Raw genomic sequence first — 23633 nt, 5'->3', positions numbered from 1 at the left:
GGTGGGTGCTCCTGACCTATCACCGCGAGGCCGCGGCTCGGCTCGATCCCCTCACCCTCTACCGGATCCTTCGGCTGCGCGTCGACGTGTTCGTCGTCGAGCAGAGCGCCGCCTACCCCGACCTCGACGGCCGCGACGTCGAGGACGGCGCCGAACAGCACTGGGCCGCCGACGGGCCGGACGTCGTCGCGACCCTGCGCGTGCTGCGCGATCCCGACGGTGCGCTCCGGGTGGGCCGCGTGGCGACCGCCGCTCGTGTCCGTTCCCACGGTGTCGCCTCCGAGCTCATGCGCCGGGCCCTCGACCGGTGCACCGAGCTCGACCCTGGGGCGTTCGTGGTGCTCGATGCGCAGGCACACCTGGCAGACTGGTACGCCCGGTTCGGCTTCGTCGCGCACGGCGACCCTTTCGAGGAAGACGGCATCCCGCACGTCCCGATGCGCCTCACCCCAGCGGTCCCGTGACGTCGGGTGCTGTGCGTGAGGAGCGTCGGCCCAGGGCGTGAGCTCCCTGGGGCTGCCCGACTGCCAGGCACGTGCTCGACCGTTCGCCGAGGCACATCGCCGTCCACCCCGGCGTCGGTCGTCAGCTCGTCGTCAGACGATCGCGCAGAGTGGGGACGCCCTCGCCGACGAGGGAACCGAGAGCTGCGGTCCGACCGGTGCAGGCGAGCAGCAGCGTCTCCGCCGTGCCGCTGACCACCGGACCCTCACCATGAGCGAAGTCGATGTCCTGCGCCTCGAACCGCAGGCCAGCCAGCGCGCCCTTCGGCACGAGGCCCGCGGGGGCCGTCATGAGGAAGTCCAGCGAGCTACGCAGCCGCAGTTCGGGGATCTCGCGGTGCAGCTGCAGCGGCCAGCGGACGTCGAGGCCGTGGACCAGGACGTCCAGCAGGGGCGCCTCCGGACCTGATCCCGGCGGGGTGAACCGGGCACCCGCCTTGCGGTGCAGCACCTCGACGATCTCGTGGAAGGGACGTCTGGCGAGGCGCCGCGTCACTCGCTCGTTCGCCCGGTCGAAGTTCCCGCCCGCCAGGAGGACGGCCAGCACGACCCTGGGCGTGCTCACCTCCAACGGCATGGTCAGGTGTGCGAGCACGTCGTGGACGCTCCAGGCCTCGCACAGGCTCCTGGTCGTCTGCTGCTCGGGGGTCAGGGCGGCGACCTGCTCCGCCAGTGCCCGCCGCTCGTCGGCGATCTCGTCGAACGCATCCATGAGCCGATCCTGGCACCCGACGTCACACCTCCGGGCCTGAACAGTCCTGACTCGGGACCCCAGGCCTCGGTCAGGAAGCGGGTGACTCGTGGGCGGCCATCTCCTCGGCCAGCTCCATGCAACGCAGGCGCGCCGGGGAGAAGTCGTAGGGCATCTTCCCGCTGGCTTCCAACGCGCTCATGGACCCGGGCCCCGCGCCGAGGCCGTCGCCTGCGTCGTCCTCACCGTCGTCAGCGGGATCCGGGTGCACCTCCTCCCAGGCGTCGAGGAACGCGTCGTCGCTCTCCGCGAGGCCGGACTCCTCGATGACGGCGTGCAGCGCCCGTTCGAAGGCGTGCCGTTCGGCAGCCACCTGGGCCACGCGGGGGTCGTCCACGGCGACCGTGTCGTCGAGTGCCTCCTCGGCGGCGTCGACGCGGTCGGACGCCTCCTGCAGGTCCGGGTGCGTGGCCAGGGCGATGAAACGGGTGGCCTGGACGGCCGCACCGAGCGGGCCGAAGATCCGCTCGGTGACCAGCAGGGTGTCCAGGTCCCCCTGGCGCAGCGAGCCCTCGGGCAGTCCCCTGAGGCGGCTGGTGACCACGTCGGAGAGCAGCCCCATCCTGCTGCCTTCGGCGCGCATGCGCTGCACGGCGGTCCGCTGCCGCTGCAGCTCTGCTTCCCGGGCGACGAGGGTCCTCTCCAGCCGTTCCAGGATGCCCGCGACGTCGTGGTCGCCGCCGGCACCGGTGGGAGCGGTGTCGGCGAAGGCGTCACGGATGTCGTCCAGGGCGATCCCGGCGTCGGCCATCCTGCGGATCCACAGCAGCCGGATCATCTCGTCGTACCCGTAGCGGCGGCGGTCGTCACCGCCCCGCTCGGGCTCGGGGAGCAGGCCGATCTCGTGGTAGTGACGGATCGCCCGCGGCGTGGTGCCGACGAACGAAGCCGCGTCACCGATCAAGACCCGGCGCGGCGGGACGAAGGACGAGTGCACGAGCTGGCCTTCCTCGGCGGGGCGGGACGGGAGTCCACGAGACCACATGACGCTACGGAAGGTGCAACTCCACGCACGGCGGCCAGCGCCCAGACCGTGACCGCCCGTGGCTCGCCGGAAGATCTCCTTGCACCCCGACTGAACGCACGTTTAGTGTGGGTGGCATGGCAGGGACGGCCCGGGCGGACGACCTGACGGCGCGCACGCGGATCCGCGACGCCGCGGTGGCCCGGTACGGGCGCGAGGGGTTCGGCGTGGGCCTGCGGGTGATCGCCGAGGACGCCGGGGTGAGCGCGGCGCTGATCCTGCACCACTTCGGGTCGAAGGACGGTCTGCGCGCGGCGTGCGACGCGCACGTCCTCGCGGAGATCCGGCAGTCCAAGGAGCGGGCGCTGGGGGCGGGCAGCACACAGGACGTGCTGCTGCAGCTGGCGTCCATGGACGAGTACGCGCCGCTGGTCGGGTATGCGCTGCGGAGCCTCCAGGCGGGCGGGGACCTGGCGCGGGACTTCGTCGAGCACTTCATCGCGGACGCCGAGGTCTACATCGCCGAGGCGGTCGACGTCGGCACGATGCGGCCGAGCCGGGACGAGAAGGCGCGGGCCCGCTACCTGACCGTGCAGGGGCTCGGCGCGCTGCTGCTGGACATGACGCTGAACCCGCCCGCCGACCCGACCGACGTCGTCTCGATGCTCCACGGGTACCGGGACCGGATGATGCTGCCGACCGTCGAGCTGTTCACGCACGGCCTGATGACGGACAACACGATGCTCGACGCCTACCTGCTCTACGTGTGCGACCCGCCGGAGGCGCCCGACGCTGCGCGCAGCGCCTGACCCGGCGGAGCCGCTCGCCCCGCCGACGACCCTGTCCCGGCGGTACCCCACGAGAGCGTGAGTGCGATGTCCCCTGTCATCGACGTGCAAGCCCTGACCAAGTCCTTCGGCGCCGTGCGCGCGCTGGACGAGCTCGACCTGACCGTGACGCCCGGCGAGGTGCACGGGTTCCTCGGCCCCAACGGCGCCGGGAAGTCCACGACCATCCGGGTGCTGCTCGGACTGCTGCGCGCCGACTCCGGCACCGCCCGGCTCCTCGGCGAGGACCCGTGGGCAGACGCGGTCGCCCTGCACCGGCGGTTGGCCTACGTGCCCGGCGACGTGAACCTGTGGCCCAAGCTCACGGGCGGAGAGGTCATCGATCTGTTCGCGAGCCTGCGTGGGCGGCTCGACCCGGCGCGCAAGGCCGCGCTGCTCGAGCGCTTCGACCTCGACCCGACCAAGAAGACCCGGACCTACTCCAAGGGCAACCGGCAGAAGGTCGCGCTCGTCGCCGCGCTCGCGAGCGACGTCGAGCTCCTGGTCCTGGACGAGCCGACCTCCGGGCTCGACCCGCTCATGGAGCTCGCGTTCCAGCAGTGCGTGCAGGAGGTCACCGCGCGGGGGACGACCGTGCTGCTCTCCAGCCACATCCTGGCCGAGGTCGAGAAGCTCTGCGACCGGGTCACGATCATCCGCGCCGGGCGCTCGGTGCAGAGCGGCAGCCTGGCGGACCTGCGCCACCTCACCCGCAGCACGGTGCGGGTCTCGACGGCCCAGGGCCCCGAGGCCGTGCGCCTGCTCGACGGGGTGCACGACGTCGTGCGGGACGGGGAGAGCCTCACCTTCACCGTCGACGACGTCGCCCTGTCCCGCGTGATGGCCGAGCTGGCGGGCGCGGGCATCACGAACCTCACGGTGACCCCGCCGACGCTCGAGGAGCTGTTCCTCCACCACTACGACGGCGCGACGAGCGCGGTCGGCGGTGCGCGATGACCACGCTGACCCGCACGCACCGGACCACGCCGGACACCGCCCCCGCCCCCGGCACGGCGCTGACGGGAACCGGGCGGCTCCTGCGGTTCGCGCTGCGCCGCGACCGGGTCCGGATCGCCGTGTGGGCGCTGAGCATCGGGGCCCTCATCGGGTACTTCGGGGCAGCCATCCCGGTCGTCTACCCCGACGCTGCCGCGATGCAGACCCGGGCCGAGATCATGAAGGACCCGTCGGGGGCGTTCATGACGGGACCTGGCTACGGCCTGGACGCGTACTCGTTCGGGGTCATGATCGCCAACGAGATGCTCGGGATGATCGCGGTCGCGGTCGCGCTCATGTCCGTCTTCCTGGTGGTGCGGCACACGCGGGCCGAGGAGGAGTCCGGCCGCGCCGACCTCGTGCGCGCGGGCGCGGTGGGACGCGGAGCCCCGTTGACCGCCGCGCTCGGGCTGCTCGTCGTGGCGAACGTGGCGGTCGGCGGCGTGCTGCTGGCCGCGCTGCTCGGGAGCGACCTCGACCCGCTGGACTCGCTCGCGGTCGCGGCCGGCGCCGCCGCGGTCGGTCTCACCTTCGGAGCCGTCGCAGCGGTCACGGCGCAGCTGAGCGAGCACGCCCGGACCGCGTCCGGGATCGCGGGCGCGCTGCTCGGGCTCGCCTACGTGCTGCGCGGGGTGGGCGACGCGCAGCAGCGTGGCGGCAGCGCGCTGTCGTGGATGTCACCCGTCGGCTGGGCCCAGCAGACCCGCGCGTTCGTCGACCTGCGGTGGTGGCCGCTGCTCCTGGCCGTCGGGACGACGGCGGTGCTCGTCGCCGCGGCGTTCGCGCTCGTCGGCCGCCGGGACGTCGGCGCGGGGGTCGTCCCCTCTCGTCGGGGGCGCCCCGCCGCGCGCCGGGACCTGCTGAGCCCTGCCGGCCTCACCCTGCGCACGGAGCGGGCCACGATCGCCTGGTGGGCCGTCGGGCTGTTCGCCTTCGCGATCCTCACCGGCTCCATGGCTCAGGGCATCGTCGACAGCGTCGAGGCTCAGCCTCAGCTCGCGGAGGTCTTCGGCGGCACGGACGCCGGCGACGTGCTCCGTTCGACCCTGTCCGCGTTCCTGGCGTTCTTCGCCATGGCGGTCGCCGTCTACGCGGTCGTCTCCGTCAACCGGCTCAACCGGGAGGAGGACGAGGGCCGCACGAGCCTGGTGCTCGCGACAGCGGTCAGCCGCACGTCCTGGCTCGGCGGGTCGCTCGCCGTCACCGCCCTGGGGTCGGCGCTGCTCCTGCTGACCTCCGGGTTCGGCCTGGGCGCCGGGGTCGCCGGCTCCGTCGGGGACCCCGCGCTCGTGGGTGAGTTCACATTCGCCGCCCTGGTGTACCTGCCCGTCGTGCTGGGCTTCGTCGGCCTGGCGGCTCTCGCGCACGGCCTGCGCGCCGGCACGTGGTGGCTGTGGGTCGTCCTGGTGGTGTCGATCGTCGTCGGCCTGTACGGGCCGCTGTTCAACCTGCCCGACGCCGTCCTCGACGGTGCGCCGTTCGCCCTGGTCCCCTCCGCTCCGTACGAGGCGGTGACGTTCGCGCCGCTCGCCCTGATCTCGGCCGCTGCGGCAGTCCTGGCCGCGGCCGGCGCCGGGGCGCTGCGCCGTCGCGACCTGACCGCCTGAGCCGCCGCCCGAGTGCGGGCGAGCCGCACGACGACGGCGCGCCGAGACACGAGCCCAGGGAGGACAGGAGGGAGCGGCGCGCGCCAGGTCTACCCAGCGTCGATAGTTAGTGACTAACATTCGGACATGGGACGGTCGGAGGAGACGCGGGAGCGGCTGCGCGCGGTCGCTCTCGCGCTCTTCGTGGAGCGGGGCTTCGACGCCACGACCGTCAACGAGGTCGCCGCGGCGGCCGGGGTCTCGCACATGACGTTCTTCCGGCACTTCGCCACCAAGGAGGACGCGGTGCTCGACGACCCGTACGACGAGCTGATCGTCGACGCGGTGCTCGCTCAGGCACCAGGGCTGCCCGTCCTGGAGCGGGTCCGGCTCGGGATCGACGCCGCCTGGTCGGCGGTGCCGGAGCCCGTCGAGCGGGAGACGCGCGACCGCGTGCGACTCATCGCCGGACACCGCGGGCTCATGGCGCGCGCGTGGGAGAACAACCGGCGTACCGGGGACCTCGTCGTCGAGGGACTCCTCATGCACGGCGCCGACCCGCTGGAGGCGCGCGTCGCGACGGCGGCATGCCTCGCGGCCGTGATGGAGGGGCTGCTGCAGTGGGGCGGGTCCGCCAGCGGTGGCGCGCTCGGCCCCGTCATCCAGCAGTCCCTGGGCTACCTCGGACATCCCCGGTCGCCCGTCGAGGGCGCGCACCCGCGTGAGGCGGAGGAGGAGCAGCGATGAGCACGCCGACGCCCGCGACCAGCGGCACCGACACGCTGCTGCGCCTCTCCGGCGTTCGTCGCACCTTCGGGGCGGAGATCGCTGTCGACGCGCTCGACCTCGACGTCCACCCCGGCGAGGTCCACGCGATCGTCGGGCTCAACGGCGCCGGCAAGTCCACGCTCATGCGGCTCGCGCTGGGGATGCTGCGCCCGGACGCGGGCACGGCGCTGATCGGGCTGCCCGGCGAGGAGCCGGTCGCCGCCTGGCGCGCACCCGCCCGTGTCTGGGCCGGCGTGGGGCACCTGGTCGAGTCCCCGTTCGTGTACCCGGAGCTGTCCGTCACGGAGATGGTCGTCGCGGCGGCGCGCCTGCGCGGACTGGCGCGCCCCGCAGCCGCTGCGGCGGCGCAGCGGGTCCTGACCGAGCTCGAGCTCGGGCACTGGGCCGACCGCAGCACGCGGACGCTGTCGATGGGCAACCGGCAGCGCCTCGGCCTCGCGTGCGCCGCCGTGCACGAGCCGCGCCTGCTGATCCTCGACGAGCCCTCGACCGCCCTCGACCCCGCCGGCGTGCTGCTCGTGCGGACGTGGGTGCGACGCACCCGCGACGCCGGCGCCGGGGTCCTCGTCTCCAGCCACCACCTCGACGAGGTCGCCCGGACCGCCGACCGGATCACCGTGATCCACCGAGGTCGAGCCGTCGGCACCCTGCACCCCGACGGGGTGGACCTGGAGCGTCAGTTCTTCGCGATGGTCTACGCCTGCGAGCAGTCCGCCCATCCCGACACCTCGCCTGCGGGGAGCGCCCGGTGAGCAGCGCCGCCTTCGAGGTCGAGGCGCTCAAGCTGCGCCGGTCGTCGGTCGCCCGCACCGCCGCCGCAGCCCTCGTCGTCGGGACGTGCGCCGTCACCGCCGGCTTCACCGCCGTGGGCCTCGCCGACGGCACCAGCCAGATGGCCCTCAAGGTCCGCCCGATGCTCGACGGCACCGGCTGGACCGCCTACCTCGGGATGCTCGCCCAGATCCTCTCGGTCGCGACCCTGCTCGCCGTGGGGGTCGTCGTCGCCTGGACCGTGGGCCGGGAGTTCACCGACGGCACGGTCGCGAGCCTGCAGGCGCTCCGGACACCTCCCGCCACGATCGCCTGGGCCAAGCTCGCGACCGTGCTGCTCGGCGCGACGGCGTGCGCGCTGGCGACGATCGCCCTCGCGGTCCCCCTCGGCCTCCTGATCGGACTCGGCCCGCCCGGCGCCGACGCGGCGCCAGCAGCGGCCCGGGCCCTCGCGGTCACGGCACTCATGACGCTGCTGGCTCTTCCGCTCGCCTTCGTGGCGAGCGCCCGGCGCGGCTACCTGCCGGGCGTCGGCGCCCTGCTCGGCCTCGTCGTGGTCACCCAGATCGCGACCGTGGCGGGAGCGGGTGCGTGGTTCCCGTGGGCCGCGCCTGGGCTGTGGGCCGGCATGGGCGGGCAGGCCGCCGCAGCGACCGTCACGCCCACGCAGCTGCTCCTCGCCCTGCCGGTCGCCTCCGCCGGGGTGGCGAGCACGATCCGGTGGTGGTCGACCGCGGAGCTGCGCTGAGCCTCGCCCGCCCGCCCGTCGGACGAGCGCGGCGCCGCTCGGGTGCGGGTCCCGCCGGTCACGAGACAGGACGCCCTAGGCGACCGGCTCGTCGTGCGGCTCCTCGACCGCGCCCCGGGAGCGGCTGCGGTACTCCCGGCTGCGCGCCGAGAGGATCGCGGCGCCGACCGACGCGGCCAGCAGCGAACCGGCGAGCACGCCCACCTTCATGTGCTCCTCGGACTCCGATCCCGCACCGAAGGACAGCTCGCCGACGAGAAGGGACACGGTGAACCCGATGCCGGCCACGAAGGACATCCCGAGCAGGTCGAGCCGCTTGATGGTCGGGTCGAGACCGATCCCAGGCAGTCTCGTGACGAGCAGCGTCGTGCCGGTGATGCCGATCGCCTTGCCGAGGACGAGGCCGGCGACGATGCCGAGCGCGATCGGGTCGCGCAAGGACTCGCCGAGGCCGGTCAGCCCGCCGACCGCGACGCCCGCGGACAGGAACGCGAACACCGGCACGGCGAACCCGCTGGAGACCGAGCTCCACCGGTCGGCGAAGTGCGCGGCGAGCCCCTCGTGGACGGGCTCACCCTCGGGTGTCTCACCGACCCGGACGTGGGCGCGGGCCGTCGCCGCGACCGGCACCGCGAAGCCGAGCAGGACCCCGGCGACCGTCGCGTGGATCCCGGAGGCGTGCACGAGCGCCCACGTGGTCACGGCCAGCGGGAGCAGCACCCACCACGCACGGACCCCCCGCTGCACCGCGACCGCGAAGAGCGCGAGGGGGACGAGCGCGAGCAGCAGCGGGGTGAAGGCCAGGTCGTCGGTGTAGAAGACGGCGATGATCGTGATCGCCAGCAGGTCGTCGACCACGGCCAGGGTGAGCAGGAACGTCCGCAGCGCCGGGGGCAGGAACCGCCCCACGACGGCGATCACCGCGACCGCGAAGGCGATGTCCGTCGCCGCCGGGATCGCCCACCCGCGCAGCGCCGCGGGGTCGGACTGCAGGTTGACGAGGGTGTAGACGAGCGCGGGGACCACGACACCGCCGACGGCGGCGGCGATCGGGACGGCGGCGCTGCGCGGGTTGCGGAGCTTGCCCGCGACGAACTCCTCCTTGAGCTCCAGCCCGACGACGAAGAAGAAGATCGCCAGCAAGCCGTCCGCGGCCCACGCGGCGAGGCTGAGGTCGAGATGCAGCGCGGGCGGGCCGAACGTGAAGGTCCGCAGGTCGGTGTAGAACCCGGCCGCGGGGCTGTTGGCCAGGACGAGGGCGAGCACGGTGGCGCCGAGCAGCAGGGCACCGCCGACGGCGTCCTGCTTGAGCGTCTGGTGCAGTCCGCGCCAGATCGCGTGCGGGGCGGTGCGCACACCGGTTCGGGGGTCGGTCATGGGAGCTCCATCGGACGAGGGGGCGAGTGTCGGCACGCAGGCGTCGCCGCACCCCCGTCAGGATGGAGGGGGGCGCAGCGGTCAGGCGCGTGGCGGCGGGCAGCCGGCGATCTCGCCGTGCGCGTTCGTACCCCACAAGCTCATCCACCCGTTGGTGCCGCACGTCCGCTTCGTCAGCAGCATCCGGTTCGGGTACGCAGCCAGCCTCCGCGCCAGGGCGCGGGAGAGACGAGCCACGGGATAGACCATGCGTCGAGGCTACCGGCGGACGCCGAGCCTCGCCGTGACCGCGACCACACGAGCCGGCTCGCCTGACGATCCGCCAGTGGGTCGTGCCGCCCGTCGCCTCGACCGCCCGACGGCTTCGACCACAGCGACGGGCGCCCGCCGCACCCGTGGCTTCAGTACGGTCGCCGACCCCTGTGCCCCCTGAGGCCGGACCACCTCGTCGTCCGCGTGGGCGGGCGCCGGCGCGAGCGCGGCGGGGCACCGTCATGACCGGCCCCGGGCAGGGTCCTCGTCGGGCCGGCGGACGGGGCGTCCGGGGCTCAGCTCCGGTGCCGGCGGTCTGCCGGAGATCACCCCGGTGCTCCTGGTTGCGCCTGCTCCGGACGGGTGAGCGAAGCCGTCGGCCCGCTGCTCCTCCCTTAGCCTTCGAGCGCCGAGAGCGCCACCGGGCGCGGGAGACCACCGAGACCGAGGGGCCAGGCCGTGCAGCACAGGACCTTCGTGATCGCCGTCGCCGCGATCGTGACGGGCGCCGCCTCGGCAGCCGCGCTCGTGTTCTGGCCGACGCCCCCTCCCGGCCGGGACCCCGATCTGTGGCCGGTCGAGACGCTGGCGGCGGACGCCGCCGTTGCCCTGCCCCACGTCCTGCACGTGGCCCCTGCGGGCTGCCCCGGCTTCTCGATCTCCTCCCCGGTGCCGGAGTACTCCCGGAACGTGCCCGGCTCGGACTCCTACGCGATCAAGCTCGACTCGTCGCACTTCACGCTCGCGGTGTGCCTCGGGCCGGTCGAGGAGACCGGCGGGGCGCGCGGGACGGTCGCCGAGACCATCGGGCACCACGAGGTCGACGGCGGCGGCTTCTGGAACAGGAACCCCACCGTCGTGAGCAGCCCGTACGGCGAGCTGGCCCGGGTCGACCGCGCGTTCGCCGCCACGGACGCGCCGCGGCTCACGGACTGGATGGTCGACCACGGCGGCTACACGTACGCCTTCGGTTACCTCCACCCGACCGGCGACGCCGGCCGTCACCGCGACGTGGAGGCGATGATCGCCTCCGTCACCTGGGACGAGTAGCAGAGCGCTCGACCACCACGACCACCACGAGCCCGGCCCCCGGGGCGGGCGCTGACGTGCGCGGCCGGCCGCCCTAGTGGGTCCAACGCAGAGGGCAGATCGCGAGCAGCCTGGTGGCGGGGAGGTCCCCGGCCCGGAAGGGGTCCCAGCCGGCGAGGTCGCCCTTGTCCAGGTACTCGGCGAGTGGTGGCGGCGGCTCGACGTCGTAGCCCTCGTGCTGCATGCAGCGCCACGAGTCCAGGTCCTTCGCGTGGGCCTCTCGGGCCTCGCTGTCGGTGAAGGCCTTCGGGCCCCAGGTGTAGCCGTTGTCCTCCTCGCAGCGTCGGAGGTCGTCGAGGCGGGCGCGGGGGTCGTCGTCCTGGGAGCCGTCGCGCATTGCACCGAACGTGCCGTCCGGGTTGATGGTGACGTTCCACCCGAGCGCTTCCAGGCAGCTCCCGACCGAGCTGGCGTACTCGGCGCGTTCGCGCTCCTGCTCGGCGAACCACGCCGGCGGCTTCCAGGTCTCGCCCTGCTCCGCCGGTGCGGTCCGCTCGGATCCAGGTCCCAGGCCCAGCACGGCGGCGGCGCCGGCGGCTCCCGCGAGCCCGACCATCGCCAGCGCGGCCACGGCGCGGGTGCGTCGGCGCAGACGGCGTGCCCCCGGCACGACGGGTCGGGTGTCGATCGCGATGTCGGGGGCGACCAGGTCGACCCGGTCGCGAAGGCTGCGGGCGAAGTCCTCGTCGGTGCTCATCTGCTGGTCTCCTTCCCGTCCGCCGTCGAGGGGTCGATCACTCCGGTGCGTGGTCGCCCGCCCGCCGAGGCGCCGGCGCTCGTGCGGGGGTCGCCGAGCGCGACGCGGAGCTGGGCCAGGCCGCGCGACGCCGTGGACTTCACCGTCCCGACGGACACCCCGAGGTCGTCGGCGACCTCCTGCTCGGACAGTCCGACGAGGTGGCGCAGGACGACGACCCGGCGCTGCCGGGTGCTCAGGGTCTGCAGCGCCCGGACGAGCTGGTCGCGGTCGGCGTGCAGCCGCGCCTCGGAGGGCACCGTCCCGTCGGGGAGGTCGTGGGGTGCGGTGAGCACCTCCCGGCGGACCTTGCGCCAGGCGTCGATCCGGGCGTTGGCCAGCACGCGTCGGGCGTAGGCGAGCGGGTCGCGCTGGCGTGCGCGCGGCCACGCGAGGTACGTGCGCATCAGCGCCAGCTGGACCAGGTCCTGGGCGCGGTGCTCGTCGCCGGTGAGCAGCCACGCCGTTCGCGCGAGGGCCGGCGCGCTCTCGCGCATGAACGCGGCGAACTCCGCCTCGTGGTCCGGGTCGTCAGTGCTCACCCGGGCCGCGAGGAGCTCGACGTCGACGCGTTCCTCGGGGACAGGGGGGCCACCGGGTTCCACGGCTCTCCCCCTTGTCGACAGTGTCCTCATACCCGGTACACGGACCGGCGGCCCGAAAGGTTGAGCGCACATCCTCGCTCCCGTCGACCGGGCCGATCCGGCGGCCTGGGACCTCCGACCCGGTCAGGAATACCCCCAGGGGGTACCGTGTTGGGCAGGACGACGGCACCGACCAGAGGAGCGATCGTGCACGGCTACACCGGAGACAAGGACGACTACCTCAAGCGGCTGCGGCGCATCGAGGGCCAGGTCCGCGGCATCGCCCGCATGGTCGACGAGGACGTCTACTGCATCGACGTCCTCACGCAGGTCGCCGCGGTGACCAAGGCGCTGCAGGCCGTGAGCATCGGCCTCGTCGAGGACCACCTCGCGCACTGCGTCGTCGACGCGGCACGCCAGTCCCCCGAGGACGGCGCCGCGAAGGTCAAGGAGGCCGCCGACGCCATCGCCCGACTCGTCCGCAGCTGACACCCACCCACTCCCGAGAGGACCCCTCCCATGAGCCAGACCACCACCTTCTCCGTCGACGGCATGACGTGCGGCAACTGCGTGCGCCACGTGACCGAGGAGCTGCAGACCATCCCCGGCGTGCGGGACGTGGCCGTCGAGCTGCACGCCGGCGCGTCGTCCCCCGTGACCGTCGTGTCCGACGAGCCGCTGACGGACGACGCCGTGCGCGCGGCCGTCGAGGAGGCGGGCTACGCGGTGACCCCGAGGGGGTCGCTGCTGTGAGCGCACCCAGCACCGCGCGCCCCGAGCCGGCCCGCGACCTGCCCGTCGCGACCGTCGAGCTCGCGGTCGAGGGCATGACGTGCGCGTCGTGCGTCGCGCGCGTCGAGAAGCGCCTCGGGCGGCTGCCGGGGGTCACCGCGACCGTGAACCTGCCGCTCGAGTCGGCCCACGTCGAGATCCGCGTGCCCGACGACGGCGGCACCGCCGACGAGGCCGCGCTGGTCGAGGCCGTGCGCAAGGCCGGGTACGACGCGCGGGTCACCGGGCGGCGCCCGGGACCGGCCGTGGACGTGCAGGACGCGCTCACCGCGAACGACGCCGTGCCGCCCGCCGAGACGGTCCCCGCACCCGCGCACCACGGCACGCACGACACCGCCGCGCACGCCCCGGCGCAGCACGACGCCCACGCGATGGACCCGTTCGAGCACGCGCTCTCGGGCCACTCGATGGGCGAGGGCCACAACATGGACCCGGGCGCCGACATGTCCGCGCCGACGCCCGACCGCGGGGCCGACCTGCGGCGCCGGCTCGTCATGGCCGCCGTCCTGTCGCTCCCGGTGCTCGTGCTCTCGATGATCCCGGCGACGCAGTTCCGCGGCTGGCAGTGGGTCGTGGCCGCGCTCGCGCTGCCCGTCGCGACCTGGGCGGCGTGGCCGTTCCACCGGGCGGCCGCGAAGGCCGCCCGGCACGGCGCGTCGACCATGGACACGCTCGTGTCGATCGGCATCGTCGCGGCGACCGGCTGGTCGCTGTGGGCGCTGCTCCTCGGCGGCGCCGGGACCCTCGGCATGCGCATGGAGCCGACGCTGTTCCCCGCCGACGCGGCAGGGCACGGCCTGGCGATGCCCGAGCTGTACTTCGAGGTCGCGGCGATCGTCACGACGTTCCTGCTCGCGGGCCGGTACGCCGAGCACCGCTCGCGCCGCCGCGCCGGGGACGCGCTGCGCGCGCTGCTCGACCTCGGCGCCAAGGACGTGGCGCTGCTCGTGACCGGCCCCGACGGCCGGCGCACCGAGCAGCGCGTGCCGGTCGACCGGCTGGAGCCCGGCGACGAGTTCGCCGTGCGGCCGGGCGAGAAGGTCGCGACCGACGGCGTCGTGGTCTCGGGGACGAGCGCGGTCGACGCCTCCCTCCTCACCGGTGAGCCCGTGCCGGTCGACGTCGGGCCCGGGGACGCCGTGACCGGCGCGACCGTCAACACCTCGGGCCACCTCGTGGTGCGCGCGACGCGGGTCGGCGAGGAGACGCAGCTCGCGCAGATCGGCCGGCTCGTCGCCGCCGCGCAGACCGGCAAGGCGCCCGTGCAGCGGCTCGCCGACCGGATCTCCGCGGTGTTCGTGCCGATCGTGCTGGTGCTCGCCGTCGCGACGTTCGCCGGGTGGATCGTCACCGGCGGCGGAGTGCAGGCGGCGTTCACCGCGGCCGTCGCGGTGCTGATCATCGCGTGCCCGTGCGCGCTCGGCCTCGCGACCCCGACGGCGCTGCTGGTCGGCACCGGGCGCGGCGCGCAGCTCGGCGTGCTCATCAAGGGCCCGCAGATCCTCGAGGAGACCCGCCGGGTCGACACCGTGGTGCTCGACAAGACCGGCACGATCACGCAGGGCCGCATGCGGCTCGTCGACGTCGTGCCCGCCGAGGGCACGTCCGTCGCGGACGTGCTGCGGTACGCGGGTGCGGTCGAGGGGATGTCGGAGCACCCGATCGCCCGTGCGATCGCGGACGCGGCCGGCGAGGCTGCGGCCACCGGGCGCTCGGACGCCGGCACGGGGACGGCCGGGGCCGACGGAGTCGAGATCGGCTCCGACGAGGTCCGCGAGTTCCGCAACGAGCCGGGCCGTGGCGTCGTCGGCGTCGTCCGCACCGCCCACTCGGGGGTCGGGCTCGCGCGGCGCGTGCTCGTCGGGCGTCCGGCCTGGCTCGAGGAGCAGGGCGTGCGGACCGACGAGCTCGCGGAGCGGTTCGCGGCGTCGGAGGCGGACGGCGCGACCGCGGTCATGGCCGCGTGGGACGGCTCGGCGCGCGGCGTGCTCGTGCTGCGCGACCCGGTCAAGGAGACGTCCGCCGACGCGGTCGCGCAGCTCCGGGCGCTCGGGCTGCGGCCGGTGCTCCTCACGGGCGACAACGCGGGTGCCGCCCGTGAGGTCGCCCGCACCGTGGGCATCCCGGAGGCGGACGTGGTCGCGGAGGTGCTGCCGGCCGACAAGGTCACGGCGGTGCAGCGGCTCCAGGCCGAGGGCCGGCGCGTCGCGATGGTCGGGGACGGCGTGAACGACGCCGCCGCGCTCGCCGCGGCCGACCTGGGGCTCGCGATGGGCACGGGCACGGACGTCGCCATCGAGGCGGCCGACGTGACGCTCGTGCGCGGCGACCTCCGCTCGGCGGCGCAGGCGATCCGGCTCTCGCGCCGGACGCTGCGCGTGATCCAGCAGAACCTGTTCTGGGCGTTCGCGTACAACGTCGCGGCGATCCCGCTCGCCGCGTCGGGGCTGCTCAACCCGATGATCGCCGGTGCCGCGATGGCGTTCTCGTCCGTCCTCGTCGTCGGCAACTCGCTGCGGCTGCGCACCTTCGCCTGAGCGCCGCCCGTCCGGCCCCGTCGTGCAGCCGCGCGGCGGGGCCGGCCCGCGTCGTGGGCGGGCCGAGCGGTGCTCCGGCTCGGCGCTCCACCCGGGTGAACCCGTCATCAGGCCCGGGTGAAAGCCGATGGGTCGGGCACGGACGAGGACGGACGAGGGCAGACGGGTGGAACGGACGACGCGTGGGCACGAGCGGCGCCGCGGCGTGCCCGCACACGCCGCGCCCCCGCACGCCGCGCCCCCGCACGCCGCGCCCTCGCACGCCGCGCCCCCGCACGCCGCGCCGCCCCCGACGACGCCGTCGCGCGCCGAGCCCGTCGCCGGACCGTTCGGGGACCCCGCGCTCGGGACCCGACGCCACCGGGCCAACGCCTCCGCCTCGCGCGTGCTCGCGCGCGTGCCGCTCCCCCTCGCCGTCCTCGGCACGCTCGTCGTCGCCCTCCCCGCCCTGCTCGCGCTGCACGCCCAGGGCTGGGTGCTCGGCTCCCCGTGGGTCCTGACCGGCCTCGTCCTGCTGCAGGTGGTGCTGCTCAGCGAGCGCGTCGAACGGCTCGTGCGCGGGAGGGAACCCGGTGGGCGCCCGCTCGTGACCCTGCTCGGCGCGTTCGCGCTGGTCGCGGTCATCGCGTGGACGGCGGGCTGGAGCGCGCTCGTGCCGGCCACGGTGCTGCTCGTCGCGGTCGCGCACGTCCAGCGCTCCGGCAGCGGCGTGTGGCCGCGCGCCGGTGCCGCGGTCACGCTCCTCACGGTCGCCGGCCAGGTGGCGACGCAGACCGGCTGGGTCGCGAGCGCGGTGCCGGTCTGGGCGAGCCACGTGGCCGCGGGCTGGCTGCTGCTCGTCACGTGGCTCACGCTCGCCGACGTCGGGCTCTCGGTCGCCGCCGACGCGTCCGTGACCGACGCGCTCGCCCGCACCGAGGCGCGGCTGCGCGCGCTCATGGACTCGGCCACGGACGTGCTCACGGTGAGCGACGCGGACGGCGTGCTGACCTACGTGAGCCCCGCCGCCGAGCGCACGACCGGCCACCCCGCCGAGAGCCTCACCGGCACGTACCTGCTCGACCTCGTCCGCCCCGAGCACCGTGCCAAGGCCGCCCGCCAGCTCCGCGAGGTCATGGCCCTCCCAGGTGCGCGCCGGACGCTCGACGTGCCGCTCACGCACGCCGACGGCGAGTCCCGCTGGTACGAGTGGAACGTCCACAACCTCCTGGCCGACCCGCTCGTGCAGGGCCTCGTCGTCGACCAGCGCGACGTCACGGACCGGCGCTACCAGGAGGAGCAGCTCACGCACGCCGCGTCGCACGACGACCTCACCGGGCTCCCCAACCGGCGCGAGCTCCTGCGGCTGCTCGGGCTCGGGCTGCGCGCCGTCGGGCCCGGCGCCGCGCTCGCGGTGCTGTTCGTCGACCTCGACCGGTTCAAGGCCGTCAACGACACGTACGGGCACGCCGCCGGGGACGAGGTGCTCATCGAGGTCGGCCGGCGGCTGCGCACGCACCTGCGCCACGGCGACGTCCTGGCCCGCCTCGGGGGCGACGAGTTCGGCGCGGTGCTCGTCGAGGTGCGCGACGACGTCGAGATCGCGGAGCTCGTCGAGCGGCTGGAGGAGGTCGTCGCGCAGCCGATCCGCGTCACCGGGGGCGTCGTGAGCGTGGGCGTCAGCATCGGCGCGGCGATCACGACCGACCCGTCGACCGAGGCCACCTCGCTGTTCACGCGCGCGGACACCGCGATGTACCGGACCAAGCACGTGCACCGCGCGGCGCGCGCCGCGGGCGGGCCCGGGACCCCGATCGCGTCCTGAGCCGACGAGCACGGCCGCGCCGCCCGGTGAGCCGGGGGCCGGTCCGGCTTCGACGACGCGTCGCCCCGGGCGCGCCGGTCACGGAGCCGGGCTCAGCCGTCCGCGGGCGGCCGCGGGGGTGCGCCGTCGTTCACGGCCACCCGGTCCCGCCCGCCCGTCTTCGCCCGGTAGAGCGCCTCGTCGGCCGCGGAGTACAGCGCCCGCAGCGTCCGGACGCCGTCCCGGGCGTACGCGACGCCGATGCTCACGGACAGCGCGAGCGGCCCCTCGGGCGTCGGCAGGGGGTGCGAGCGGACGAGCTCGGCGACCTCCTGGGCGAGCGTCTCCGCGGTCCCGCCCGCGCGCTCCGTCACCAGCACCGCGAGCTCGTCGCCGCCGAGCCTGCTCAGCACCATGCCGGGGCGCTCCCGGCTGCGCAGGAGCGCCGCGACGTGGGCGAGCGCGTCGTCCCCGACGGGGTGCCCGCGGCTGTCGTTGATCGTCTTGAACCGGTCGAGGTCGAGCACGAGGAGCGCGGTCGTCGTGCGGCCCTCGCGCGCGAGCGCGGTGTGCGCCGCCTCGTCGAGCACGCGCCGGGTCGCGAGGCCGGTCAGGGGGTCGATCGCCGCGAGCGCGGTCAGCCGGGCCACGAGCGCGTCGCGCTGCTCCCCCGAGACGACGAGCAGCACGGTCATCACCCCGAGCGTCGCCCCGACGAACGCGACGTCGGTGACCGCACGCTCGAACGGCAGCAGCGCGAGGGCGAGCACCGCGTCGGCGGCGACGGTCAGGACCGTGATCCCGACGGCGGCCGGGCGGCGCAGCTGCGAGCTCGCGAACAGCACGGGGAACGCGAGGAAGACCTGCCCGGCCGCGCTCGCGTCGTCCGTCGCGAAGTCGAGCGAGGTGATGAGCACGACCCCGCCCGCCGGGAGCGCGACCCACAGCGCCGTGGGGGCCCGGTGCCCGCGCCGGTACAGGAGCGCCGCGCACGGGATCGCCACGGCGGCGGCCGCGAGCACCGCGACCCGCTGCCAGCCCGACGCGATGCTCGGGTCCACCGCGGCGAACGCGAGGATGACGACGGCGCCGACGAGGATCAGCACAGCGGCGGACCGGGCGGCGGCGACCCGGTCGCGCGGCTCGCTCCACTGGCCGGACGACACACCTGATCATCGGCTGTCGGGGCGCCGACCTGAACACCTGGGCGCTCCTCCGCGCCGCACGTCCACGCGGCGGACGCTCCCCGTACCGCCCCCGACGCACGGTCGTCGCGGGCGGCGCCTAGCCCTCCGCCCCGGGGAGCACGTGCGCGCGGGCGACGTCGAGCACCGCCGCCGCGAGCGCGTCGTCCGCGACGCCGTGCCAGGTGCCCGGCAGGCTGCGGTGCTCCCCCCGGGGCAGCGCTGCGGCGACCCGTGCCGCCCAGCCGGTGAGGTCCGGCGAGCTCCCCGCGCTGTCCACGACGAGCGCCGGGACCGGCACCGCGTGGAGCGTGCCGAGCGTCGTCTCGTCGCCGAGCCGGCAGTCGTGCACGAGCGTCGGCGCGAGGCGCTCGAGCGTGGCCCGCACGTCGGGCGGTGTCTGCGCGAGCACCTCGGGCGGGACGCCGATCCCCTCGTGGAACCGGTCGAGGGCCTCGGCGTGCCGGCCGTGCGCGACGAGGTCCGCGAGGTCCGCCGTGAACGCCCGGGACCGTGCACGCTCGTCGGCGTCGTCGTCCCCGAGCGGCGGCTCCACCAGGAGGAGCGCCGCGACGTCGAGCCCGGCCGCCGCGGCGTGCAGCGCGAGCAGCGCGCCCGACGAGAACCCGTGCAGCAGCACCGGTCCCCCGAGGGCACCGACCAGCGCCGCGAGGTCCTCGACCTCGCGCTCGACCGCGTACGGCGGGGTGTCGGTGCTCGCGCCGCGGCCGCGCCGGTCGTACCGGACGACGGTCAGGTGCGGGGCGAGCAGCGGCGCGAGGCCGTCGAACGCGGAGAGCGTGCGGTCGTGCAGCGCGGGCTCGACGAGCACGACCGGGGGCCCCTCGCCGGTGCGGTCGTAGGCGATCACGGTCCCGTCCGCGGAACGGACCGTGCCCTCGACGCGGGCCGCCTCCTCGACGCGGGCGGGGCCGGCGGGCTGCGGTGCGGTGTCCATGGACGGGCAGACCGTCCCGCCGCGCCGGACTCATCGCCCGGCGCGGCCGGTCACCGGAAGCGGCGGCCCTCGTCGCGCCGGTAGGCCGTCACGGCCAGCACCGCGAACAGCACCGTCCACCCGACGAGCACCGGCAGCGCCAGGGCGTACGCGGGGTACCCGGTGGCGACGTCGATCACGAGGTCCCGCGCCGCCCGCGTTGGCAGCGCGCGGGAGATCGCGTTCATCCACCCCGGGAAGACCTCGGGCGGCATGAACAGCCCGCCGGCGAACGCGAGGGGGAACAGCACCGCCTGCACGACCGCGATGGCCGCCTTGTTGCTCAGCGCGTAGCCGATCGCGAGCCCGAGCAGCAGGAACGGCAGCGCGACGACGGGCACGCACGCGAGCGCGAGGAGCAGGCGCTGCGGAGTGATCGTGGCCTCGGTGAAGACGACCGCGATGGCGATCAGCGGCACGAGCGCGAGCAGGCACCAGACGATCCCGTTGACGACGCGGCCCGCGAGCCGGGGTGCCGCCCCCGCGGGCAGCGTGCGCAGGTACGGGTCGAACGGCATCGCGCGGTCCTCCGCGACGCCCGCACCGAACGAGAACAGGCACGTCGAGATGATCGCGAACGTCGCGAGCTGCGCGGCCGCGGCCGTCGCGATCCCGGGGTTCTGCGAGACCTCGGGCTGCGGCACCACGAAGAAGAACATCGCGAGCGTCGGGAACAGCAGGTTGCCGATGACCGCGATGGGCACGCGGACGGTCTCCAGGAACTGGAAGCGCGCGTGCAGGAGCGTCAGGTGCAGCGGGCTGCGCGGGGCGAGCGTCGTGGTGGTCATCGCGGGGCTCCCTGGGTGACGGCGTCGGACGTGGCGGCGTCGGACGGGGTCGCGGCGCCGGGGGTGGGGACGGTGCCGGACGAGCGGGCGGTGCGGGCGGCGTCCCGGACGGGCTCGCCCCCGGTGAGCACGAGGAACGCCTCCTCGAGCGAGGCGCCGCGGACCTCGAGCCCGCTGAACGGCACGTCGTCGCGCACCAGGGCGCGCACCACGGCGTCGGCGTCGGACGCGAGCAGCGTCCAGCGGTCGCCGTCGCGCTCGGCGCCGACCACCCCGTCGATCCGGGCGAGGGCCGCGGCGGCGTGCTCGGGGACGGAGACCAGCACGCGCCGGACGGCCACGAGGTCGAGGACCGCGCCGAGCGAGTCGTCCGCGAGCACCCGCCCCTCGCCGATCACGACGACGCGCTGCGCGAGCGCCTCGATCTCCTCGAGGTAGTGGCTCGTGAGCAGGACCGTCGCGCCGTCCGCGTGGTACTGCCGCAGCGCGTCCCACAGCACGTGCCGGGCCTCGACGTCGAGCCCGGTGGTCGGCTCGTCGAGCAGCACGAGACGCGGCCGGCCGACGAGCGCGAGCGCGACGGCGAGCCGGCGCTTCTGGCCGCCCGAGAGCCCGCCGGTCTGCCGGCCGGCGAGGTCGCCGATCCCGAACCGCTCGAGCACCTCGCCGCGCGGCATCGGGTCGGGGTAGTGCCCGGCGACGAGGTCGACGACCTCACCGACCTTGAGCGTCGGCGGCAGCCCGGTCTCCTGCGGCGTCGTGCCGAGGCCGAGGCGCGCGGCCGCGTCGCGCGGGTCGCGGCCGAACAGCCGGATCTGCCCCGCGTCGGGCTTCCGGATCCCGCTGACGAGGCTGAGGAGGGTCGTCTTGCCGGCGCCGTTGGGCCCCAGCAGGCCGACGAGCTCGCCCTCGCGGACGTCGAGCGACACGTCGTCGAGCGCGGTCACGGCACCGAACCGGCGCGTGACGCCCTCGACCTGCACCACGTGGTCCACCACTGCGTCGTTCATGACTGCGCTCCCTTGAGGAGGTCGGTGAGCCGGCGCGAGTAGCGCTCGAACGCGTGGCGTCCGGTGCTCGTCAGCTCGAGGTAGGTGGCCGGGGTCCGGCCCTCGTGGGTCTTCGTGACGACGACGTACTCGGCCTCCTCGAGCTTGCGCACGTGGGTCGACAGGTTGCCGGCGGTCATGTCCAGCAGACGCTGGAGCTTGGGGAAGGAGACCCGGTCGCCGCGCGGCATCGCGGCCAGCGTCGCGACCACCCGCAGGCGGGACTGCGCGTGGATGACCGGGTCGAGGTCGTCGTCGGTCACCAGCCGCCCTTCCGCCGCGCCACGTGAGCGACCGCCGCCGCGGTCAGCATCCCGCCGCCGCCCGCGAGCGCCATCAGCAGGTAGGAGCCGGGCACCCCGAGCAGCGTCGTGGCCCCGGCGACGAGGGCGATCCAGGCGCCGAGCAGGAACATCCGCCAGTCCTCCCACATGGCTGCGCCCGCGGCGTAGAGGACCCCGACGACGAGCGCCGAGAGGGCGTTCCAGCCGAGGGCGAGCACCTCCCAGCTCGCGCCGGCCCGGGTGAACCCGATCATCGTGAGCACGACCGCGCTGAAGCCGATCGTCCACGTCCAGCCGAACATGGCGCCCGAGCGCGCGCTGGCGCCCCGGATGCCGGCGGTGCGGCGCGCGATGTGCGCGATCGTGACCGCGAGCGCCCCGCCCAGCAGCACCCCGAAGACCGTGAACGCCGTCCCGTCCGGGTGGCCGGACGACCCGCTGCGGGCGGACGACCAGAGGACGAGGTAGCCGACGAGCCACGCGACGCCCCAGGCGCCGAACAGGATGCGAGGGTCGGGCGCGACCTGGTCACGGACCCGGGTGCGCTGCGCCTGGATGATCGCGAGGCTCTCCGCGAGGTCGAGCGGGTCGTCGGGCGCGTCGTCGGGTGCCATCGGTCGTCTCCCTGGAGCTGCAGAGTGCTTTGCATTGCAAACTACTCTGCGTGAACGCCGGAGGACAAGGGCCCTGCGGCGCCTCCGGGCAGACGAAGGCCCCGCCGCGCTCACGGGGAGCAGCGGCGGGGCCGGCGGCCGGGCTCAGGGCCCGGCGTCAGGCGGTCTGCTCGGCGTGCTCGCCCTCGCCGATCTCCTCGACGAGCTTGGCGTTGAACGCCGGCAGGTCGTCGGGCACGCGGCTGCTCACGAGGCCGGAGTCCACGACGACCTCCTCGTCGACCCACGTGGCACCCGCGTTCGTCAGGTCGGTGCGCAGGCTCGGGTAGGAGGTCAGGGTCCGGCCGCGGACGACGTCGGCGTCCGTGAGGATCCAGCCGCCGTGGCAGATCACGCCCACGGGCTTGTGCTGGGCGAACACGTCGCGCACGAACGCGACGGCCTTCTCGTCGAGGCGGATCTTGTCGCCGTTCGCGACGCCGCCGGGCAGCACGAGCGCGTCGAAGTCGGCCGCCGACGCGTCCGCGGTGGTCCGGTCGACCTGCGCCTCGTGGCCGTTCTTGCCGGTGATCGTGCCGCCGTCCGACGACACGAGCACCGCGCTCGCACCGTGCTCGGTGACCGCCTGCCACGGGCTCGTCAGCTCGCTGTCCTCGAAGCCGTCCGTGGCCAGGAACGCGACCGTCTTGCCGGTGAGGTGGGACATGCGTGCGGCTCCTCTCGCTGGGGTGTGCGGTCCTTCGACGGTAGGCGCGCCCGCGACCGACGGCACCCGGAGCGGCGCCCCGGGCGACCACCTACCCTCGGAGCATGACGACGGCACCGGGCACCGCGCCCGCGCCGTCGTTCCCCGCGCTCCGGCGCCGGCTCACGACCGAGGTCTGGATCGTGCTCGGCCTCTCGCTGGGCCGCTCCGGGATCTACGCGCTGGTCAACATCGTCGCGCGGCTCACCGAGGGCACACCGCTCGCCGAGCAGTCCGCGACCCTCAACGCGAGCCGCTCGCCGCGCCCGTACGTGGACCTGACCTACCAGCTCCTGAGCATCGGCTTCGCGCTCGTGCCCGTCGCGCTCGCGCTCTACCTGCTCTCCTCGCACGGCCGCAGCGCCGTCCGGCTCATCGGGCTCGACGGCACGCGGCCCGGGCGCGACCTGGGCGTCGGCGTCGGGCTCGCGACGCTCATCGGCGTCCCCGGCCTCGCGCTCTACGCCGCCGGACGCGCCCTCGGTGTGACGGTCGAGGTGCAGGCGTCGGCGCTGAACGCCGCGTGGTGGACCGTCCCGGTGCTGGTGCTCGCGGCGCTGCAGAACGCGCTGCTCGAGGAGGTGATCGCCGTCGGCTACCTGACCGAGCGGTTGCGCGAGCTGCGCTGGCGGACCCCCGCGATCATCGCCGCGAGCGCCCTGCTGCGCGGCTCGTACCACCTCTACCAGGGCATCGGGCCGTTCGTCGGGAACGTCGTCATGGGCGTCGTCTTCGCCGAGTACTACCGCCGGAGGCGCCGGGTCATGCCGCTCGTCGTCGCGCACACCGTGCTCGACGTCGTCGCGTTCGTCGGGTACGCGCTCGTGCCCGCGGAGTGGCGGGACGCGCTCGGGCTGAGCTGACGGCCTGCGGCGGTCCGCGGCGGT

25 protein-coding genes are annotated in these 23633 nt (G+C 74.9%); 13 read left to right on the top strand and 12 right to left on the bottom strand.

The window, feature by feature from the left end; all coding sequences use genetic code 11:
* Positions 1-5 precede the first annotated feature (5 nt).
* Positions 6-464, top strand: coding sequence for a GNAT family N-acetyltransferase (locus tag NXY84_RS01630; RefSeq protein WP_258725449.1), 459 nt, complete (start codon positions 6-8; stop codon positions 462-464).
* Positions 465-585: 121 nt separating this feature from the next.
* Here the strand turns inward: NXY84_RS01630 and NXY84_RS01625 are convergent, their stop codons facing one another.
* Entirely contained in the window at positions 586-1215 is a 630-nt protein-coding gene (locus NXY84_RS01625; RefSeq protein WP_258725448.1) for a maleylpyruvate isomerase family mycothiol-dependent enzyme, read from the bottom strand.
* A gap of 70 nt (positions 1216-1285) precedes the next feature.
* On the bottom strand, positions 1286-2158 hold the full coding sequence (locus NXY84_RS01620) for a MerR family transcriptional regulator (protein ID WP_258725447.1): 873 nt from the start codon (positions 2156-2158) through the stop codon (positions 1286-1288).
* Between the two features lie 197 nt (positions 2159-2355).
* On the opposite strand from NXY84_RS01620, the gene NXY84_RS01615 reads away from it, so the two are divergent.
* From NXY84_RS01615 to NXY84_RS01590, 6 genes are all read left to right on the top strand, one after another.
* Complete coding sequence (locus NXY84_RS01615) at positions 2356-3027, top strand: TetR/AcrR family transcriptional regulator (protein ID WP_258725446.1); 672 nt, start codon at positions 2356-2358, stop codon at positions 3025-3027.
* A 66-nt stretch (positions 3028-3093) separates the two neighbouring features.
* A complete protein-coding gene (locus NXY84_RS01610) occupies positions 3094-4002 on the top strand; it encodes an ABC transporter ATP-binding protein (RefSeq protein ID WP_258725445.1) in 909 nt (302 codons plus the stop codon).
* The gene (locus NXY84_RS01605) at positions 3999-5648 is read left to right on the top strand and encodes an ABC transporter permease (protein WP_258725444.1); all 1650 of its coding nucleotides are present in this window, start codon (positions 3999-4001) and stop codon (positions 5646-5648) included. The genes NXY84_RS01610 and NXY84_RS01605 overlap by 4 nt, the downstream gene beginning before the upstream one ends.
* A 126-nt stretch (positions 5649-5774) precedes the next feature.
* On the top strand, positions 5775-6374 hold the full coding sequence (locus NXY84_RS01600; protein ID WP_258725443.1) for a TetR/AcrR family transcriptional regulator: 600 nt from the start codon (positions 5775-5777) through the stop codon (positions 6372-6374).
* Positions 6371-7168 carry an ABC transporter ATP-binding protein gene (locus tag NXY84_RS01595; protein ID WP_258725442.1) on the top strand — a complete coding sequence of 266 codons (798 nt, stop codon included), beginning with the start codon at positions 6371-6373 and terminating at the stop codon, positions 7166-7168. The genes NXY84_RS01600 and NXY84_RS01595 overlap by 4 nt, the downstream gene beginning before the upstream one ends.
* Complete coding sequence (locus NXY84_RS01590; protein ID WP_258725441.1) at positions 7165-7935, top strand: ABC transporter permease; 771 nt, start codon at positions 7165-7167, stop codon at positions 7933-7935. Before NXY84_RS01595 ends, NXY84_RS01590 begins: the two co-directional genes overlap by 4 nt.
* Positions 7936-8010: 75 nt before the next feature.
* On the opposite strand, the gene nhaA is transcribed toward NXY84_RS01590, so the two are convergent.
* Positions 8011-9312 carry a Na+/H+ antiporter NhaA gene (gene nhaA, locus NXY84_RS01585; RefSeq protein ID WP_258725440.1) on the bottom strand — a complete coding sequence of 434 codons (1302 nt, stop codon included), beginning with the start codon at positions 9310-9312 and terminating at the stop codon, positions 8011-8013.
* 711 nt (positions 9313-10023) lie between these two features.
* Here nhaA and NXY84_RS01580 point away from each other — a divergent pair.
* On the top strand, positions 10024-10614 hold the full coding sequence (locus NXY84_RS01580) for a hypothetical protein (protein ID WP_258725439.1): 591 nt from the start codon (positions 10024-10026) through the stop codon (positions 10612-10614).
* Positions 10615-10687: 73 nt separating this feature from the next.
* Here NXY84_RS01580 and NXY84_RS01575 read toward each other — a convergent pair whose 3' ends face one another.
* Both NXY84_RS01575 and NXY84_RS01570 read right to left on the bottom strand, forming a co-directional pair.
* Positions 10688-11350 (bottom strand): hypothetical protein, encoded by a 663-nt coding sequence (locus tag NXY84_RS01575; RefSeq protein ID WP_258725438.1) that lies wholly within the window; start codon positions 11348-11350, stop codon positions 10688-10690.
* Positions 11347-11994, bottom strand: a complete 648-nt coding sequence (locus NXY84_RS01570) for a SigE family RNA polymerase sigma factor (RefSeq protein WP_396126358.1) — start codon at positions 11992-11994, stop codon at positions 11347-11349. The genes NXY84_RS01575 and NXY84_RS01570 overlap by 4 nt, the downstream gene beginning before the upstream one ends.
* A 186-nt stretch (positions 11995-12180) precedes the next feature.
* Between NXY84_RS01570 and NXY84_RS01565 the strand changes: the two genes are divergently transcribed.
* The 4 genes from NXY84_RS01565 to NXY84_RS01550 all read left to right on the top strand — a co-directional run bounded on the left by NXY84_RS01565 (position 12181) and on the right by NXY84_RS01550 (position 17106).
* A complete protein-coding gene (locus NXY84_RS01565) occupies positions 12181-12462 on the top strand; it encodes a metal-sensitive transcriptional regulator (protein ID WP_034631433.1) in 282 nt (93 codons plus the stop codon).
* A gap of 30 nt (positions 12463-12492) precedes the next feature.
* Positions 12493-12726, top strand: a complete 234-nt coding sequence (locus NXY84_RS01560) for a heavy-metal-associated domain-containing protein (protein ID WP_258725437.1) — start codon at positions 12493-12495, stop codon at positions 12724-12726.
* A gap of 74 nt (positions 12727-12800) precedes the next feature.
* On the top strand, positions 12801-15302 hold the full coding sequence (locus NXY84_RS01555; RefSeq protein ID WP_396126382.1) for a heavy metal translocating P-type ATPase: 2502 nt from the start codon (positions 12801-12803) through the stop codon (positions 15300-15302).
* A gap of 166 nt (positions 15303-15468) precedes the next feature.
* A complete protein-coding gene (locus NXY84_RS01550) occupies positions 15469-17106 on the top strand; it encodes a sensor domain-containing diguanylate cyclase (RefSeq protein WP_309485041.1) in 1638 nt (545 codons plus the stop codon).
* Positions 17107-17198: 92 nt separating this feature from the next.
* On the opposite strand, the gene NXY84_RS01545 is transcribed toward NXY84_RS01550, so the two are convergent.
* From NXY84_RS01545 to NXY84_RS01515, 7 genes are all read right to left on the bottom strand, one after another.
* A complete protein-coding gene (locus tag NXY84_RS01545) occupies positions 17199-18251 on the bottom strand; it encodes a GGDEF domain-containing protein (RefSeq protein ID WP_258725434.1) in 1053 nt (350 codons plus the stop codon).
* A 118-nt stretch (positions 18252-18369) separates the two neighbouring features.
* On the bottom strand, positions 18370-19227 hold the full coding sequence (locus NXY84_RS01540) for an alpha/beta fold hydrolase (protein ID WP_258725433.1): 858 nt from the start codon (positions 19225-19227) through the stop codon (positions 18370-18372).
* Positions 19228-19277: 50 nt separating this feature from the next.
* Positions 19278-20054, bottom strand: a complete 777-nt coding sequence (locus NXY84_RS01535) for an ABC transporter permease (protein ID WP_258725432.1) — start codon at positions 20052-20054, stop codon at positions 19278-19280.
* Positions 20051-21064, bottom strand: a complete 1014-nt coding sequence (locus tag NXY84_RS01530; protein WP_258725431.1) for an ABC transporter ATP-binding protein — start codon at positions 21062-21064, stop codon at positions 20051-20053. Before NXY84_RS01530 ends, NXY84_RS01535 begins: the two co-directional genes overlap by 4 nt.
* Positions 21061-21366, bottom strand: coding sequence for a transcriptional regulator (locus tag NXY84_RS01525; protein ID WP_258725430.1), 306 nt, complete (start codon positions 21364-21366; stop codon positions 21061-21063). Before NXY84_RS01525 ends, NXY84_RS01530 begins: the two co-directional genes overlap by 4 nt.
* On the bottom strand, positions 21363-22001 hold the full coding sequence (locus NXY84_RS01520) for a hypothetical protein (protein ID WP_258725429.1): 639 nt from the start codon (positions 21999-22001) through the stop codon (positions 21363-21365). The genes NXY84_RS01525 and NXY84_RS01520 overlap by 4 nt, the downstream gene beginning before the upstream one ends.
* Before the next feature lie 157 nt (positions 22002-22158).
* Positions 22159-22707, bottom strand: coding sequence for a type 1 glutamine amidotransferase domain-containing protein (locus NXY84_RS01515; RefSeq protein WP_258725428.1), 549 nt, complete (start codon positions 22705-22707; stop codon positions 22159-22161).
* A 104-nt stretch (positions 22708-22811) separates the two neighbouring features.
* Here NXY84_RS01515 and NXY84_RS01510 point away from each other — a divergent pair, with 104 nt between their 5' ends.
* The gene (locus tag NXY84_RS01510; protein ID WP_258725427.1) at positions 22812-23609 is read left to right on the top strand and encodes a CPBP family intramembrane glutamic endopeptidase; all 798 of its coding nucleotides are present in this window, start codon (positions 22812-22814) and stop codon (positions 23607-23609) included.
* The last annotated feature ends 24 nt before the right edge of the window (positions 23610-23633 follow it).

This window comes from Cellulomonas sp. NS3, assembly GCF_024757985.1.
GTDB lineage: Bacteria > Actinomycetota > Actinomycetes > Actinomycetales > Cellulomonadaceae > Cellulomonas_A.
Note: the sequence above shows the minus strand (reverse complement) of the source record. Positions and strands in the feature narration are given on the sequence as shown.